At 50.9% G+C, this 18244-nt stretch carries 14 protein-coding genes; 13 read left to right on the top strand and 1 reads right to left on the bottom strand.

All coding sequences use genetic code 11. From position 1 onward, the window contains the following. The first annotated feature begins 100 nt into the window (after positions 1-100). Entirely contained in the window at positions 101-1816 is a 1716-nt protein-coding gene (gene recN, locus EKM73_RS09530; protein WP_125701668.1) for a DNA repair protein RecN, read from the top strand. Between the two features lie 154 nt (positions 1817-1970). Then, positions 1971-3914 (top strand): MSCRAMM family protein, encoded by a 1944-nt coding sequence (locus tag EKM73_RS09525; RefSeq protein ID WP_125701667.1) that lies wholly within the window; start codon positions 1971-1973, stop codon positions 3912-3914. 139 nt (positions 3915-4053) lie between these two features. On the opposite strand, the gene EKM73_RS09520 is transcribed toward EKM73_RS09525, so the two are convergent. Beyond that, positions 4054-4383 (bottom strand): hypothetical protein, encoded by a 330-nt coding sequence (locus EKM73_RS09520; protein ID WP_125701666.1) that lies wholly within the window; start codon positions 4381-4383, stop codon positions 4054-4056. 414 nt (positions 4384-4797) lie between these two features. On the opposite strand from EKM73_RS09520, the gene gmk reads away from it, so the two are divergent. The 11 genes from gmk to EKM73_RS09465 all read left to right on the top strand — a co-directional run bounded on the left by gmk (position 4798) and on the right by EKM73_RS09465 (position 17720). Next, positions 4798-5412 (top strand): guanylate kinase, encoded by a 615-nt coding sequence (gene gmk / locus EKM73_RS09515; protein WP_020089008.1) that lies wholly within the window; start codon positions 4798-4800, stop codon positions 5410-5412. A 3-nt stretch (positions 5413-5415) separates the two neighbouring features. Further along, a complete protein-coding gene (rpoZ, locus tag EKM73_RS09510; protein ID WP_020089007.1) occupies positions 5416-5631 on the top strand; it encodes a DNA-directed RNA polymerase subunit omega in 216 nt (71 codons plus the stop codon). An 84-nt stretch (positions 5632-5715) separates the two neighbouring features. Then, positions 5716-6927, top strand: coding sequence for a bifunctional phosphopantothenoylcysteine decarboxylase/phosphopantothenate--cysteine ligase CoaBC (gene coaBC, locus EKM73_RS09505; RefSeq protein ID WP_125701665.1), 1212 nt, complete (start codon positions 5716-5718; stop codon positions 6925-6927). 10 nt (positions 6928-6937) lie between these two features. Next, the gene (gene priA, locus EKM73_RS09500) at positions 6938-9355 is read left to right on the top strand and encodes a primosomal protein N' (RefSeq protein ID WP_125701664.1); all 2418 of its coding nucleotides are present in this window, start codon (positions 6938-6940) and stop codon (positions 9353-9355) included. Between the two features lie 611 nt (positions 9356-9966). Next, a complete protein-coding gene (fmt, locus tag EKM73_RS09495; protein ID WP_125701663.1) occupies positions 9967-10911 on the top strand; it encodes a methionyl-tRNA formyltransferase in 945 nt (314 codons plus the stop codon). Beyond that, positions 10911-12254, top strand: coding sequence for a 16S rRNA (cytosine(967)-C(5))-methyltransferase RsmB (gene rsmB / locus EKM73_RS09490; protein ID WP_125701662.1), 1344 nt, complete (start codon positions 10911-10913; stop codon positions 12252-12254). Before fmt ends, rsmB begins: the two co-directional genes overlap by 1 nt. A gap of 12 nt (positions 12255-12266) precedes the next feature. Next, positions 12267-13010: a Stp1/IreP family PP2C-type Ser/Thr phosphatase gene (locus tag EKM73_RS09485; protein WP_125701661.1), complete on the top strand. Its 744-nt coding sequence runs from the start codon at positions 12267-12269 to the stop codon at positions 13008-13010. Next, complete coding sequence (gene pknB, locus EKM73_RS09480) at positions 13010-15052, top strand: Stk1 family PASTA domain-containing Ser/Thr kinase (protein ID WP_125701660.1); 2043 nt, start codon at positions 13010-13012, stop codon at positions 15050-15052. Before EKM73_RS09485 ends, pknB begins: the two co-directional genes overlap by 1 nt. A gap of 428 nt (positions 15053-15480) precedes the next feature. Then, positions 15481-16377, top strand: a complete 897-nt coding sequence (gene rsgA, locus EKM73_RS09475) for a ribosome small subunit-dependent GTPase A (protein WP_125701659.1) — start codon at positions 15481-15483, stop codon at positions 16375-16377. Positions 16378-16389: 12 nt separating this feature from the next. Continuing rightward, a complete protein-coding gene (gene rpe / locus EKM73_RS09470; protein ID WP_020088999.1) occupies positions 16390-17043 on the top strand; it encodes a ribulose-phosphate 3-epimerase in 654 nt (217 codons plus the stop codon). Next, on the top strand, positions 17043-17720 hold the full coding sequence (locus EKM73_RS09465) for a thiamine diphosphokinase (protein ID WP_125701658.1): 678 nt from the start codon (positions 17043-17045) through the stop codon (positions 17718-17720). The genes rpe and EKM73_RS09465 overlap by 1 nt, the downstream gene beginning before the upstream one ends. Positions 17721-18244 lie beyond the last annotated feature (524 nt).

Genomic DNA, 18244 nt, shown 5'->3' with positions numbered 1-18244 from the left:
GAGTTGAGAGACTGGAAATATACAGTTATCTAATATTCAGAAATCACGTATAAAATTAACGAGAACGAATATATTTGCTTTTAATTTGGGAGGCCAGAACGTGTTACAGGAGCTGTCTATTAAAAATTTTGCCATTATTGATCAACTGGATGTGGCTTTTAAAAATGGCATGACCGTCTTGACCGGGGAGACCGGTGCCGGGAAGTCAATCATCATTGACGCCGTGGGCTTGCTGGCGGGTGGTCGCGGTTCGGCCAGCTTTGTGCGGACGGGTACCGACAAGGCTATCATCCAGGGAAGCTTTGTTTTTCCGACCGGAGGGACGACCTACCGGGTGTTGGACGAATTGGGCATCGATCATGACGATGGTAGCGTGATTCTCCAGCGGGAGATTCACGCCAATGGCCGCAACACCTGTCGCGTGAATGGCATGCTGGTCAATACCAGTACCCTGAAGCGAATCGGTGAAACGGCGGTCGATATCCACGGTCAAAACGAGCATCAAGAACTGATGCAACCAGAGAAGCACTTGGGAATGCTGGATGAGTTCGCCGGAAACAAAGTGGCCAAGTTACGCGAGGACTACACGCAAAAATACGCGGCATACACGCAACTCAAGGCGACGCTGGAGAGCCGGCGGGCAAACGAGAAGGAATGGGCCCAACACCTCGACATGTTAAAGTTTCAGGTTAACGAGATTGAAACGGCTCAGCTTCAGGCTGGTGAAGAAAATGAGTTGGTGGCGGAGCGTGACCGGTTGGATAATTTCCAAAAGATCAACGATGCCCTGCAACAGACGCAGGTCATTTTGACCGGTGAGGAGACCAGTGCCGGCGCGAATGATCAGATTGGAAGTGCCATGCAATCGATGCAGGCCATTGCCGATTTTGATCCGGCATTTAAGCAGATTGCGGCCAGTCTAGAAACGGCCTACTACGCGCTGAGCGATGCCGTGGGGGATGTGTCCTCTCAGCTAGATTTGTTGGAATGGGACGAGGGCCGTTTAGATGAGATCGAACGACGCTTGGACGTGATCAATCAGTTGAAGCGCAAGTACGGCGATTCCGAAGAACAGGTGCTCAGTTACTATGACAAGATTGCCGCGGAACTCAAGCAGATGCAGTCAACCGATGAGACAGCGGACGACCTGGAAGATCGGGTTGCCAGTCAGGAATCCGTGCTGTTGAAGTTAGCAGAGAAGTTAAGCAAGGCTCGGCAAGAGGCTGCTAAACGCTTGGAAAAAGCCATTCATGGTGAATTGGCGGATCTCTATATGGATAAGACCGTCTTTGCTGTGCATTTCACCCGTTCCAAGACCCAGTCGTTGATGAGTACTGGGTTAGATCACGTGGAATTCTACCTGCGGACCAACCCGGGAGAAGCCATGCGCCCACTAGCCAAGATCGCGTCTGGTGGGGAGCTGTCTCGGATTATGCTGGCGTTGAAGACGATTTTCTCCGAGTCACAGGGGATCACCTCAATTATCTTTGATGAGGTCGATACCGGTGTCAGCGGTCGGGTGGCGCAGGCCATTGCCGAAAAGATCAGTGGGATTGCTCAGGCCTCGCAGGTGCTCTGTATCACGCACTTACCACAAGTCGCTGCGATGGCCGATCACCATTATTTCATTGCCAAGCAGGTTGTGGCGGACCGCACCGAAACCTCTCTGACGCGTTTGGACGAATCCAGCCGAGTGGATGAATTGGCCCGAATGTCAGCCGGCACTCAGGTGACGAAGCTCGCGTTGGAACATGCACATGAATTATTGAAATTAGCCGGTGAGGTCAAGGACTCTCATCGCAAAGCTAAAAACTAATCGGTGTATAATAAAGCTGTTATCAGGTGATTGATAACAGCTTTTATTATTGTGTTCAGCTTAGTTTAATACTATTACAAATTACCCCTTAAATTAGATTAAAGATTGATATATAATTGATTTAGCAAACAAAAATGGGGTAGAGGTGTGCGGCATGTGGAAAAGAATTGGGATTTTAGGATTTAGTTTGTTAGTTGGGTTGCTTATTTTAGTCGGCGGTGGTCAGATGAATGCTCATGCGGTAACTACGGATGATACCACTGGCCTGAATGCACCTGCGACTATTCAATTAGGGATGGGCCATGGACAGTTTGCTGATCCATCAGATATCACTAACTTGCTGTCAGGAAATAATTATCAGCTAACCTACAATTGGGGAGTTAATGATGATGTTGCTATTCATGATGGCGACACTGTTGCTGTCACTTTACCTAATGGAAGCAATACTACACAGCAGAATCACGTTGATGTCTTCAGCAGTACGGATAGTAAAAACAAAGTTGGAGATTTTTATATTGACGATTCACATGATCCTAAGGCATATATTCAGTTCAATGATAGATTGGCAAAAACGAATGTTGGTCGGACCGGGTCACTTCAATTTGTTGTAAAGGGAAGTGGTTCTGAGGGCGATGGTTCTTCAGACGGCAAAATGGTAGTTAACAAAGTGGGATGGTCTGACACTAGTAGCGAAAAAGTCTTACCGACTACCATCACTTGGGATATTGTATTCAATTTGCAATATGCTGACATGGGTAGGGTTACCTTAGTAGATACGTTGGGGGATAATCAGACTTTTGACAAGATTACAAGATATGTTAAAACTACGTATCCCGGTGGTAAAGATGATAGTGTATATGAATATTCACCGGAGATTGATAAGGATACAACGTTATCTCATTCGGTGAACGGTAAGAAAATTACTTTTTCGTTTACCAATATCAATTCTAAAAAAATAGAAATTTATTATCAAACAAAAGTGACGCCGGGCCTTGCAGGATCCGGGGGATATTTCACAAATAATGTTCAGCTAACTAGTGACAATGGATCTACTGGAGAAGATGGAAAACCAGGTCCAGGAACAGCCGAAACTCCAATTGATACGAATGCGGATACTTATTGGGGTGGTACGGCACTTATCAATGGTTATTATCGACAGAATATTATATTAACCAAGACTGGTGCAGATGGTCAGCCGTTAGCGGGGGCTGAGTATACCTTAACCAATAAAAATGATACGGATGAAACTTACACTGCGACAACGAATGACGCCGGGCAGATAACGTGGTCCTATATGGCACCAGGGGATTATTACTATCAAGAAACTAAGGCGCCAGATGGTTATCTTGTTAGTCCTACTAAGCATGACGTTGTTGTGCAAGCATCTACCGATTTTTCACCAATAGAAGAAACGACAGAGGATCAGCAAACGTCAGTTATTTTGACTAAAACCGATAAAACAGGCAAAAAGCTTTTAGCTAATGCTGTCTATAATTTAGAGGATGCAGATGGAAACGTTCTTCAGGATAATTTGAAAACTGACGACAAGGGTGAGTTAAAAGTTTCTGGTTTGAATGCTGGAACTTATTACTTTGAAGAAACTACGGCACCAGATGGCTACAAGATTAACTCCCAAAAGGTTCAAGCAATTGTCCCTGAAAATGGCAGTGATACGGTTAATGTTACGCAGCAGGATGAATCTAACACTTCGGATGGTGGTTCTACACCTATTGTTACGCCCTCTTCTAGCTCGAGCCATTCTTCTTCAGAGTCGAGTAACCTATCCACATCAAGCAAATCATCAAGTTCTAGCAGCTCCAACACTAGTTCCACAAGCACTTCATCCACCAAAGCCAAGCGCACCACAGTAGCTAACGTGGCGTCCAGCAATTCTAGCTCTAACACACCACGCAGCGGTGGAACCGCAGCTGGAACAACGGCTAACACGGCTTCTAAGACTGTTAAGCATCACACTAACGGCAACAGCTACTTGCCACGAACTAATGGTCAACGTAGCTTGTTAGCCATACTGGTTGGTTTCTTAATCCTAGGCTTGAGCCTCGCCGCTTCACAGTGGCGCAGAACTCACGCTAAGTGATAATTAATTTTACAGGACTGACCTCGTTCAGACAATCTGAGTGAGATCAGTTTTTCTATTCGGAATAAGAAAAAAGTCCCTCCGGAGAGCTTATCGTAAACCTGAGCTGTTCCAGAGGGACTTTGTAATTATAATTTTTTTACCGAGCACGTTGAACCGAACGTAAGAGACCGGGTGTAACGATGGTCGTTAGGGTCCGGCTCTGCTTGAGGATAAGGTGACCAGCGGCGTCTGCTTTCAGATGGCCGATGACTGTGGCAGGGGCCACATCCGTAGCAGCCTTAAATTGAATTCGAACTAAATAGTGTCGGTCGAGTGCTTGCTGAATAAAATAAGTTAATTGGAAGGCGGGCATCTGCGGATAAACGACTTGACCGTTAATCACTGGCAAGTCACTGAAGAGTTCTTTGTACGCTATTGCTACCCGATCAGACAGGGCAGTCGTGCCATTAGTAATTAAGTTTTGCATGCTGATCACCTCGAACGTTTGTTTGTATTTTCATTATACGAACACGTGTTTGATATTGCAAGTCTTTTTTCTCGTGATTTGCGATTATCTTAATCTTTCAGGTGGCTAACGATCAGTCAGACCAGTGATACCAACTGTTTGCGAGATTGTCTAGTATTCTCTATTTTGAATAAGTTTGATAATGGGATAGACTTCGGTATGGAAACGGGGGATGCCGCCCCGAACAGCTGTTTCAAGCGTCGAGCCGGACTTTTTTCAACGTTTTCGGTGCTAAGGGGAGTATTTCTTCCTAAATAGTGGTAATATAGTAACCTATAGATTATAGCTGAAGTCAAAGATGATTGACTTTAAACGACACGGTGGCCAGTGGTGACGGTGTCATAATTAAATTTTTATTGAAGGGATTTTTAAACGATGGCTAAACGTGGAATGCTCATTGTGCTTTCAGGTCCATCCGGTGTTGGTAAGGGAACGGTGCGTAAGGCATTGTTTGAGACCGGCGCGACCGACTTTTCTTACTCCATTTCGATGACAACGCGGAAACCGCGTGAAGGCGAAGTCAACGGTGTCGACTATTACTTCGTCTCCAAAGAGGAATTTGAAGAGAACATTCGGACCGGACAGATGCTGGAATACGCCAAGTATGTTGACAACTACTATGGCACCCCGTTAAAATATGTTAATGAGACCTTGGATCAAGGCAAGGATGTTTTCTTGGAGATCGAAGTCAACGGTGCTATGCAGGTTCGGGCAAATTGTCCCGATGCTGTCTTTGTTTTCTTGACGCCGCCTGACTTGATGGAATTGAAGCACCGGTTGATTGGTCGAGGAACTGACGCCATGGACGTCATTAACAAACGAATCAAGAAGGCCGTTGGTGAAATTCAAATGATGCGCAACTACGACTACGCCGTGGTAAACGACGAAGTCAACAAGGCAGTTGATCGGATTCAAATGATTATTCGCAGTGAACGGTTACGGGTAACCCGGGTCATGCCGGATTACGAACAAATGATTGGAGACGAATAAATAATGCTACTTTATCCCTCAGTTGATGATTTATTGGCACAAGTGGATTCACGGTATTCTTTGATTATGTTGGCTAGCAAGCGGGCACATGAACTTGATGCCGGCGCTAAGCCACTGTTGACCGACTACAAGTCGCCTAAGACGATTGGCCGGGCCCTCGAAGAAATTGCGGCCGGTGCTTTAATGATCGATCCGGACGAAAAGGATTTGAACGCCTAACACGGGCATTTCAGAAAAGACCAGGTTGCCGTTGGGTAATCTGGCTTTTTTTAACTATTGCTAAAATGCGAACGGAGGGAAAGTATGTTTGAAGGGAAACATGTGACGTTAACCATCGGCGGGAGTGTCGCAGCTTATAAGGCCGCGACGCTTGCCCGCGAGCTCCAACGTGCCGGCGCGACCGTGCGAATCGTTCTGACCCAAGCCGCCGCCAAATTTGTGACACCCGCGACCTTTGCGGCCCTGACCAAGCAACCGGTGCTGACCGATGCCACCTGGTGGCGCGACGATGGTCAGATTGCCCACGTCGAGTTGGCTGATTGGACCGACCTCGCCATTGCGGCCCCGGCCTCTGCGAACCTAATGGCTCAGTTTGCCAACGGACTAGCCGATGACGTGGCCAGTGCGACCTGGTTGGCGACTAGCGCACCTAAGATCGTGGTGCCGGCCATGAACAGCCATATGTGGCAGGCTGCCGTGACCCAACGCAATCGGCAACAACTGATTGCTGACGGTGTGACCGTCTTAATGCCCGCCACTGGGGCGTTGGCCGAAGGGTATTCCGGTACGGGGCGCTTCCTGGAGCCCATCGAAATCGTCCGTCAAATCGGTCAGTTAGCTCTCTTTACCCCTCAGACACTGCAAGGAAAGTCGGTCATTGTCACGGCCGGTGGGACGCGTGAACGTCTCGATCCCGTGCGCTTCTTAACCAATGATTCTTCCGGTAAGATGGGGTACGCGGTAGCCGCGGCCGCCCAGCAAGCGGGGGCCAACGTGACATTGATCACTGCGCCGACGCGGTTGACGCCACCCGCTGGTGTGACTGTCGTGCCTATCCAAAGTACAACGGACTTGGCGAACGCGGTCCTAACGCGTTTTCCTGAGGCGGATGCGCTTGTGATGGCCGCGGCCGTGGCCGATTTCCAGCCACTGACGACTGCCGATCAGAAGATCAAGAAAACTAAAGATAATGATGAATTAATTTTAAAATTGAAAAAAACACCGGACATCCTGGCCGAAGTCGCCAAAATCAAGCGTGCGGATCAGGTGACGGTGGGCTTTGCTGCGGAGACGCAGAATTTACTCGCTAATGCCCAACACAAGCTCGATAGTAAGTCGTTAGATCTATTGGCCGCCAACGACGTTTCCCGTGCCGACATCGGCTTTAACAGCGATGACAACCAGGTCACGTTTATCCAGGCCGACGGGGTCAGTGATCAGACACCCAAGACCAGTAAGACACGGATTGCGGCGGCACTGGTCGCGAAACTCGCCACAATTTTAGCAACGAAGTGAGGTGACAACCATGGCCCAGATTGGCCAAATTTTAGTGGATGTTCCAACTATGCAGACGAATGATCCGTATTCCTACGCGATTCCGGCCGAGCTGGAGCATCAGGTACAGGTGGGGATGCGCGTGATCGTGCCGTTTGGTCGTGGTCACCGCCTAGTCTCAGGCGTGGTCGTCGGGTTGAACGACGTCACCAATTTTGATGGCAAACTAAAACCGATTGAGACCGTGCTTGACCTCGTACCCGTTTTAAACACGGAGCTGCGTCAGCTGGCCGATTGGCTGGCCAATACGACCTACGCCTTTCGGATCACCTGTATTCAAACGATGCTACCCAACCTGTTAAAGACCCAACCGAAACGGCAAGTGCAACCGACAACCACACTGACACCGGAAGAAATGGCCACGTATTTTCCAGAAGGTGCGCCGCGTGACTTTGATGCGACAAAGCTCGACGATGCCACGGTTGCCGGTCTGTTGAAATTACAGCGGGCGGGTAAGGTCGAGGTTGTCTACGAGGTCAAGGATAAGGCGGCCGCCAAGACGACCACCGGAATCACGCCAGCCTTGACACCGGCCAAGCTCCAAGAGATTGCCGGTGAAGTGGCTAAGCGCGCACCCAAGCAAGCTGAATTATTGGCCTACTTGGCTCAGATGCCGGCGGACAAGGTCGTTGCCCAGGCCACTGTGGCGAAAAAAGCTGGGGTCACGCCAGCGGTTATCGGCACGGCTGCTGATAAGGGGTGGCTGACCAAGAGCACGCTCGAAGTTTACCGCGATCCTTTCCACCAGCCAGTCACGCCGACCCAGCCTTTAAAGCTGAATCCGGAACAACAAGTCGCTGTGGACCGAATCACGCAAGCCATTGACGGCCAGAAGACTGAGAATTTCTTGGTCGAGGGAGTCACCGGAAGCGGGAAGACTGAGGTCTACTTGCAAAGTATCGCGCAGGCCCTGCAACAGGGACGTACGGCGTTGATGCTGGTACCCGAAATTGCTCTCACACCGCAAATGGTCAACCGGGTTAAAGCCCGGTTCGGCCAGCGGGTGGCGGTCCTCCACAGCGGGTTATCCAAGGGTGAACAGTACGACGAATGGCGCCGTATTGACCGCGGTGAGGCCACGGTAGTCGTTGGTGCCCGCTCCGCCGTCTTTGCGCCGGTCGAGAATCTCGGCATCATCATCATGGATGAGGAACATGAAAGTAGTTATAAACAGGATGAGAATCCACGGTATCATGCCAGAGACGTTGCGCTTTGGCGCGGTCAGTATCACCATTGCCCGGTCGTCTTGGGTAGTGCTACGCCGTCACTAGAGACGCGGGCTCGGGCGGCAAAAGGGTTGTACACCCGACTGGTTCTTTCAAAGCGAGCCAAGGCCCAACCCATGCCAACCGTCCACATTGTCGATATGCGTGAACAGTTAAAGCAGCAAGGCGATAGTGACTTTTCCGAACCCCTGATGACAGCCATTCAAGAACGACTCGACCGTCACGAACAGATTGTCTTGATGCTCAACCGGCGGGGGTACTCGTCGTTTGTGATGTGTCGGGACTGTGGCTTCGTCTTAAAGTGTCCGAATTGCGATATTTCATTGACGCTCCACATGGATACCCACAGCATGAAATGCCACTACTGTGGGCATGAAGAGGCCATTCCACACGTGTGTCCCAACTGTCATAGCAAGAAGATTCGGTACTATGGTACGGGAACACAGAAGGTGCAACAGGCTTTGGAAAAGTTACTGCCTACTGCGAGAATCTTGCGGATGGACGTGGACTCCACGCGACGTAAGGGTGCGCACGAGCGAATTCTTCGGCAATTCGGCGAGCACAAGGCCGATATTTTACTGGGGACGCAGATGATCGCCAAGGGGCTGGATTTCCCTAATGTCACGTTGGTCGGCGTGTTGAACGCCGATACTGCGCTGGGATTACCGGATTTTCGGGCCAGCGAGCGTACGTTTCAGCTATTGACGCAGGTCAGTGGCCGGGCCGGTCGGGCAACCAAGCCCGGTGAGGTCTACATTCAGACGTTTAACCCGGATCACTACGCGATTCAGTTGGCGCAGAGTCAGGACTATGAACGCTTCTTTGTGACGGAAATGCACATGCGCCATCAGGGAAGTTACCCGCCGTATTACTTTGCGGTACAGCTGACGGCCAGTCACGAGGAGGAAGCCGTGGCGGCGAAGGCCATGTATCAGATCGTGGATGCGCTGAAGCAGGGACTCAGTAAGGACGCTATTGTTCTCGGCCCCACGCCCAAGGCGATTGCACGGGTCAAGCGGAAGTACTACTATCAAGTGGTGATTAAATACAAGCGAGAGCCGCAACTACGGCCAGTGCTGGAACAGATCCGGCAGGCGGCACAGGTGCCGGCACGGCACGGCCTCTCCGTCACCATCGATTCCGAACCCATGAATTTCATGTAGCTGGTTGTCTGTTTTCTGGTAGACGATGACCGGCGCCTTACCGGTGGGCTCGTAGATACTGGAACGTGGTGGGCACAACTTTAAGCCCCACAAGAAACGTGGGTCTTAAAGCTTGTCGTTTGTCTAAGTGGCGAAAATCGCGCCACTTAGACAAACGATACCACTGAGCCACTACCAGGCCACCCTCACGGCTGAGGTTTACCACCGTTGGAAACGAGATAGACTGGCAAGTGCTACATGAAGTCAGGGATTCGACTCTGTCCGTTTTCAGTGATGGACGATTGATTATGGTAGAAACTGTTCTGAGTTCTGCTAGAATTCTCTCAAGAGAACCCTTACACAATAAGTTTTCTATCTAATTTGCCAAAGGTGATAGGGAATGGACGCCCAATCTGATATGATTGAGGTGGACTGACAAGTGGGGATGCTTTAACTGCGTGTCACGACAGAGAAATGAGACTAGTGACTAAGCACCTTGCTGCTATTTTGCGAGTGGTTAGATTAGATCAACTTTCACTGTCCAGTGAGATGTGATCAGAATCCGTGTGACCTATCAAAAACAATTAACATAATTCAAAAAGAGAAATAAAACCAAGAAAGTATGGTGTACGATGACTTCAGTAATTTTTATGGGAACGCCAGAATTTTCGGCGCCCATTCTGAGCAGCTTAATTGAAAAGGGCTACGACGTCTTAGCCGTAGTGACTCAACCCGACCGGCGCGTGGGACGGAAGCACGTCCTGACCGCTTCTCCCGTGAAGCAGGTTGCCGTGGCTCACGACATCGAAGTGCTCCAACCCCAAAAGATCTCCGGCAGTGACGAAATGGCACGGGCCATCGAATTAGCCCCTGACCTGATCGTGACGGCGGCCTTTGGGCAGTTCTTGCCAACGAAGCTGCTCAAGGCGGCTAAGGTGGCGGCCGTGAACGTTCACGCTTCCCTGTTACCGAAGTATCGCGGTGGTGCGCCAGTTCACTACGCCATCATGAATGGCGACAAGGAGACCGGGGTGTCCATCATGTTTATGGAAAAGAAGATGGATGCCGGGGCTGTCCTGGCACAACGGGCAATTCCAATTACCGACCAGGATGACGTGGGCTCTATGTTCGATAAATTAAGTGATCTGGGTCGCGACCTCCTATTGGAGACGTTGCCGAAGTTGCTGGCCGGTGAAATCGCGCCGGTTCCTCAGGATGAGGACAAGGTCAGCTTTTCACCGACTATCAAGTCCGATGAGGAACGGATCGACTTGAACCTGAGCGCCCACATGATTGACTGCAAGGTTCGCGCTTTGCGGCCAGCACCCATCGCGCATATTTTCTTGAACGGCGTGCGGACCAAGCTGTGGGACGTGACCGTTTTGGACGAGACGACCGAGATGGCCCCCGGTTCACTGGTTAGCCACGACAAGCACCACTTGGCGATTGCGACCGGTGACCATGGCGTTTTAGCTTTAAATGAGATTCAACCCGCCGGTAAGCCGAAGTTAAGTATCACCGACTTTCTGAACGGAACTAGCGATGCACTGACAATTGGCGAACAGGTGGCTGAATAATGACAAAAAATACAACTCCCCGCGCTCTGGCCGTAGAAGCACTGACACGTGTGGCCAACGGGGCTTACTCAAACTTACAATTGGAAACAACTTTGGAGAGTCACAACTTGAGCGACGTTGACCGTCGTTTCGTGACCAACTTGGTCTACGGGACCATCCAACATCAGTTAACGTTGGAATACTATCTGGAAGGTTTCGTGAAGCCTAACCAGAAGGTCTTACCTTGGGTCAAAATGACGCTATTGGTCGCTTTATATCAAGGACTCTACTTGGACCGTGTGCCCAAGCGGGCTATCTTCAATGAAGCCATTCAGTTGGCCAAGGACCGGGGTCACGAAGGGATTCGGCGTTTTGTGACCGGTGTCTTGCATGCCATGGATCGTCAGGGTTTACCTGACGTCAATGAAATCAAGGATCCCGTGAAGCGCTTGAGCCTGAAATATTCCGTCCCTGAATGGTTGGTCACGGCGATTCAAAAGCAGGTCGGCGATGACAAGGCCGTCAGCATTTTAGAAACCATCAACCAACCAGCCGCGCAATCCGTTCGGGTCAACACGGCGGTTGCTACGGTCGAAGAAGTAGAACAATCCTTGGTTGCCCAAGGCTACACGGTAACGCCTAGTGTTGTTGCCGGCAACGCCTTTCGTTTGACCGATAAGGCAGCCAACCAGAGCAATGTGTTTGAAACTGGCGAGCTGACGATTCAAGATGAGAGTGCGATGTTACCCGTTGAGGCCTTACAGGTCCGTCCCGGCGATCAAGTGCTGGACGCCTGTGCCGCTCCCGGTGGGAAGACCACACAGATTGCGGCCTTACTCGATGCCCATTCCGGTGGGAAGGTCACAGCGCTTGATCTGCACGCTAAGAAGGTCAAGTTGATCGAAAAGAATGCGGACCGGATGCATGTGAGTGACCGGGTCGACGCCGTGGCGCTCGATGCCCGGAATATCAACGACCAATTTCCTAAGAAGGAATTCGACCGGATCTTGGTCGATGCGCCTTGTTCTGGACTGGGTCTGATTCGGCGGAAACCAGAAATCCGTTACGAAAAGACTCCACAAGACATTCAACAATTACAAAAGGTGCAATTGGGCATTCTGGATGCCGTTAGCGAAAAGCTTAAGCCTAATGGCATTCTGGTCTACAGTACCTGCACGATTTTGGATACGGAAAATGCGGATGTCGCTGCCAAGTTCTTGGAAGCTCATCCCGACTTCGAATCCATTCGTGTGGAAACGCAATTAAAGGTCAAAGATGACCGGAGCACGGACACGTTAGCGATCTACCCGGATGATTTTGATTCGGATGGGTTCTTCGTGAGTGCATTTCGTAAGAAAAAGTAGGGGTGACGGGCAATGAAAGTGGCATACCGAACGTCGATCGGCAAGCAACGCAATGATAATGAAGATTACGTGGATGTTTACACGAACCTGGCGGGACAACATCTCGCCATTATCGCTGATGGCATTGGTGGTCATCAGGGAGGCGACGTGGCGAGTGCCATGGCCGTTTCCCACCTGGGTCACGAGTTCGAGCAGACTGACCTGACCACACCGGCTGCGGCACGGACCTGGATCACCGGGGAAATTACCGCGGAGAACCAGTCGATCATTGATAAATCCAATCAGTTTGCCGACCTGAATGGCATGGGCACGACCCTCGTTGCCGCGCTCTACTTTACGGAAGAAGTCGTCATTGCCAGTATTGGGGACTCCCGCGCTTACCTGTTGCGTGACCGCCAATTTCGCCAGCTGACCGAGGACCATTCCCTGGTCAACGAGCTGGTCAAACGCGGCGAGATCACGAAGCAAGCCGCCCAGCATCATCCCCAAAAGAACGTCATCATTCGTTCACTGGGAATCTCGACCGATGCCCGTTTTGATCTCAAGACTTACCCGCTCGTGACCGGCGATCAGCTGTTACTGTGTACGGACGGCCTGACCAACATGGTCTCCGATAAAGAGATTCAAGCGGTCCTACTGAGTAAGCGGACCACCGCGGAGAAATGTGACCGGCTGATTGAGATGGCCAACGCCGCCGGTGGTTTGGATAACATCACCGTCTTGATCATCGCTAACCACGATGGGGAGGTGAGCTGATGCGCACGGGTTACACGTTAAACGGCCGTTACCGCATCATTCGCTCTCTTGGTGAAGGCGGGATGGCCAACGTTTACTTGGCACATGACTTGATCTTGGACCGTGACGTTTCCGTCAAACTTTTACGTTTGGATTTACGCGATGACCCCGGCACTGTTCGGCGGTTCCAGCGTGAAGCCCTTGCCGCCACGGAGTTAGTCAATGATAATATCGTCCAGGTCTACGATGTCGGGGAAGAAAACGGCATGCAGTACCTGGTCATGGAGTACGTGGAAGGGACCGACCTCAAAGCCTACATCAAGAAACACTTCCCGATTGCCTATCAGGAAGTCATTCAGATCATGGAGCAGATTCTCAATGCCGTGAAGACGGCGCATGAGCACAACATTATTCATCGGGATCTCAAGCCGCAAAATATCCTGATCGATGAAAATCGGGTCGCTAAGATTACCGACTTCGGGATCGCCGTGGCTTTGTCCGAACACAGCCTCACACAGACGAATACGGTGCTGGGCTCGGTTCACTACCTGTCGCCTGAACAGGCACGCGGGGGGATGGCGACCAAGCAGTCCGACATCTATTCGCTGGGGATCATTCTCTACGAATTACTGACGGGAACGGTGCCCTTCGAGGGTGAAACTGCCGTATCAATTGCCCTGAAGCACTTCCAGTCGGAGATTCCATCGGTCAGAGACATCGACCCACGGATTCCACAAGCGTTGGAAAACGTGGTGCTGAAGGCCACATCGAAACGGCCAGCCGACCGTTACACGGATGTGGCGAGTATGGCGGATGATCTGGCCACGTCGTTGTCACCTAAACGAGCTGGCGAGCTACGGTTCAGGCCGGCGGAAAATGACGACGGCGAGACCAAGGTCCTACCAGCCAGTGCGCTGAGTGCCGCGGCAGTGCCTCACGCTATCGCTAAGCCAACTGGTGAGGAGACGGCAGAGGCGGCCACCAAAGATGCAACAGCGGCCAATGATCAGTCGACAGGGAAGAAGAAACGCAAGAAGTATCGGCATCCTCGTCGGCGTAAATTCCTGATTGCGGGTGGAATTATCTTCCTGATTATTTTGGGAATCTTCATCGGCATGGCGCTTTTCCGACCTCAGATGACTAATGTACCAAACGTGGTCGGCGACAAGGAGACTGCTGCGCGTAGTGCACTGGTCTCTGCCAAACTCAAGGTAGGCACCGTGCACAAGACGTCGAGTGCTACCGTGAAGATTCATCGAGTTGCGCGAACGGAACCACGCTCGGGGACGCAATTAAAGCAAAATACGGTGGTTGATCTGTGGATCAGTACCGGTCCCAAGCGCTACAAGGTTGATGACTATCAGGGTGATTCGTATGCCAGCACGGCTGCCAAGCTGGAGGCATTGGGCTTTGCAGTTCACCGGGAATCGGTCCACTCAACCAGCGTTCCTGCCGGTAAGATCATGCAGCAGAGTGTCTTAGCCGGTAAGAGCGTGGTACCAAGCAAAACGGACATCACTTTCACAGTCTCTACGGGGTCAGAAACGGTCACGTTGGCTGACTTGACTAACAAGACCAAACGGCAAGCGCAGAGCTACGCCACGAATCACAACTTAAACCTTGCCTTCCAGTACGCTTATTCGAGCGATGTGGACAAAGGCTGCATCATTCGGCAGTCGCCGGGTGAGGGTGCCGTTGTTCAGGAAGGTGACGAGATCACTCTGGCCGTGTCGCGCGGTTCACAGAGTGAGAGTAGTTCTAGTGTCGATGAGTTCAGCGTGAACGTGAAGATTCCATTCGACAGTGGCTCGACCGATGACGAGAGCGAAGGCGACGACGAGTCTTCTAGTAGCGCTTCGTCCAGTAGCAGTGACAGTAACCTGGTTCAGATCTACTTGAAGGATCAGGACCACTCGTTAAGCTCGATTTACAAACAAATGACGATCACGGCGGACACAACCGTCACGTTGCCATTCGCAGTAGCATCGGGCAAATCTGGGGCCTACAAGGTCGTCAGAGATGGTCACGTGGTCGCTTCAGACAATCACGTCTCGAAAAATTAAGGAAAAAACCTGCATTTATAGCTCAGTTCTTTTATAATAATAAAGGACTGAGTTTTTTGTTATCAAATTTTCAAGGAAAGCGGGCAAAGGCAACCTTGCAACCAGCTGTCCGCTGGATGTGTGTAAGTGGTTTCGCAGATTTAAGGTGGCTGTTCGGTTTACTTTGCATTCTGCACGGTAAACCAGTGTCAGCCGTGAGGGCGGTGAAAATAGGCTCAGCCGTGGGAATTATCTAAGCGGTTTACCGCTTAGATAATTGGTGGCTTTGAAACTCGGTTCTCAGAGGTTCAAAGGCAAGCCCGGAGACCGCACTGTGGCTCCGGGCGTCCGCCCACCGCGTCCCGGCCTATTTTCACCGCCCGGTAAGGCGAATTGTTTAAAGTGCTAAATGCAAGGAAACACTGGAAAAAAGAATAAGGAGGTGCTGCATGTCAGAGGGACAAATTCGTCAATCACTGAGCGGCTTTTACGACGTCTTCAGTGACGGCGAGATGTATCGAACCCGTGCACGCGGAAATTTCCGGAAACGGCGAATTACGCCGCTTGTTGGGGATCGCGTACAGTTTGAAAGCTCATCACCCAAGGAAGGATATATTTTAGAGATTCTTCCCCGGGATAACGCATTGACCCGGCCACCAGTGGCTAACATCGATCAGGGTGTCGTCGTGACGGCGGTAGCGTCGCCCGAATTTTCCACGAACCTACTGGACCGGCAGTTGATTGCCCTAGAGATCAGCAACATCACGCCAGTCATCTACTTCACCAAGACCGACCTGATTCCCGATGAACGTTATCAGGAATTCGAGACGTTGGCGGCGGGATACCGGCAGATCGGTTACGATGTCTGCCTGACCCGTGAACCGTTTGCGGAGAGTGGCTTGGACGAGTTGCGGGGCTTACTAGCCGACAAGGTCACGGTCATTATGGGCCAAACCGGTGCCGGCAAGTCAACGTTGCTGAACCACATTTCACCGGACCTGACGTTAGCGACTGGTGAAATCTCCACGGCCTTGAATCGGGGGAAACATACGACCCGGAAGGTCAGCCTGATGCCCGTTGCGGGTGGTCTGGTGGCGGATACGCCTGGATTTTCATCTTACGACACGTTGACCATTGGTTACCGCGAGTTGGGACAATTCTTCCCCGAGTTCGCGTTGGCCTCTCGCGAGTGTCGTTTCCGCGGGTGTGTCCATCTGAACGAGCCCGGTTGTGCGGTCAAAGACGGCATTGAAGCCGGTAAGTTCATGCAGAGTCGTTATGACACATATCTGCAATTACTCACGTTGTTAAAGAATCAAAAACCTGTTTACAATAAAAAGAAATGAGGAATAGAATTTATGATTAAAGTAGCGCCATCAATCTTAAGTGCAGATTACGTCAATTTACAACCAGATATCGAAATGGTCGACAAGGCCGGTGCCGAAGTCTTACACATCGACATCATGGACGGTAACTTCGTCCCAGCATTGTCTTACGGTCCCGGTTGGGTCAAGGCTATTCGTCCAATCACGAAGATGGTCTTAGACGTGCACATGATGGTTCAAAACCCAGAACGTTACGTTGATGACTTTGCCAAGGCCGGCGCCGATATCATCGGGGTTCACGTCGAAGCAACGCCACACATTCACCGGGCCTTACAAATGATTCAAAACGCCGGTGTTACCCCAGAAGTTGTCATCAACCCTGGGACCCCCGTTTCCGCTATCGAACCCGTCTTAGACATGGTTGGCCAAGTCCTCGTGATGACGGTCAACCCCGGCTTTGGTGGTCAGAAGTTCTTACACAGCACGGTTGAAAAGATCGCCCAACTCGATGCCATCAAGAAGGCCAAGGGTTACGACTTTGATATCGAAGTTGACGGTGGGGTCAATGACAAGACGGTCGTTGACTGTGCCAATGCTGGGGCAACGGTTGCCGTAGCTGGGTCTTATGTTTTCAACGCCGATGACCCGGTTGCACGCATCAATGCCTTGAAAGCAGCGACGAAATAGTGCCACGGGGCGGAACGTTCAATCTCCTCGTGGGTGGGCCCAAGGCTGAATGGCCGGACGACCTACGTGCACGGAAAATTGACGGCTCCTGGATTGGCGTTGATCGGGGGACGTTACGGTTAATCGATCAGAATATTCAGCCGGTGGCCGCGATTGGCGACTTTGATTCCTTACAAGCACCAGAACTCCAACGGGTTCGGCGCAACGTGAAGGATATTCGTCAGTCACAGCCGGAAAAGGACTATACGGACACCCAGCTCGCCGTTTCGGTTGCGTTAAACGACTACGGTGCCGATAAAATCGACATCTACGGCGCAACGGGTGGCCGGCTAGACCATTTCCTAGCAAACCTCTTTATCGTGCTCCAGCCGGAGTATAAGCGGTATGCCAGCCGAATTCGGTTGATTGACAAACAGAATACGATTTCGTTTTATTTGCCGGGGCATTACACGGTGGAGAAAGAAGCCGATAAGAACTATCTGGCCTTCATTCCGCTGACGCCCATTGACCATTTAAGCCTGACTAATGAAAAATACCAACTCCACAACGAGCCAATTCCGTACCCCATTTCTTTCGCTAGCAATGAGTTTGTGGGCGGATCGGGCGAGTTCCAATTCGACACGGGCCTATTGTGTGTCATCCAAAGCTGCGACACCTATGAGGCGCGGCACGAATAATTTGGTTTAAGGCAGACTGGTTTTGCCGCCTGCGGCTGCCAGGATTGCGCCTGCTGTGGGGACCGGCAAGAGCCTGAGAAGCGGTCTCTTACCTCGACTTTAAGCCGTGAAATTCGCACGGCTTAAAGCTCGTCCCATGCTGTAAGGCCGGGGAGAACCAAGCGCCCGGTCTAACACCATCGTCACAGCCGGCTCCATCCTGGCCTCCTCCGGCTCACCATTACTGGAATTGCGCCGTTATTCGTCGGGTCTCATGGGTTGTCACTAAGTGTGGTAGATTTTATGCCATGTTGACGTTTGTGGTGACTAAACTTTATAATTTGTGATAATCGTCATCTGCCGGATTTTTCTGGTAGGTGCCGATTTTTTTGCGTACGATTTCGTTGAAAGACATCCTGTACTTATTACTAATGCAAAAATCGCAGAATCTGTCTCATTTTTTTGATTCCTCGATTTAAAATTGAAGTGCAACACCTGCTCTACTAGACCAGTTCTTTATTCAGACTAGTCAAAAAGGCCATGAA

This window comes from Levilactobacillus fuyuanensis, from assembly GCF_003946395.1.
Classification (GTDB): Bacteria; Bacillota; Bacilli; order Lactobacillales; family Lactobacillaceae; genus Levilactobacillus; species Levilactobacillus fuyuanensis.
This window is presented reverse-complemented; position numbering and strand designations above follow the sequence as displayed.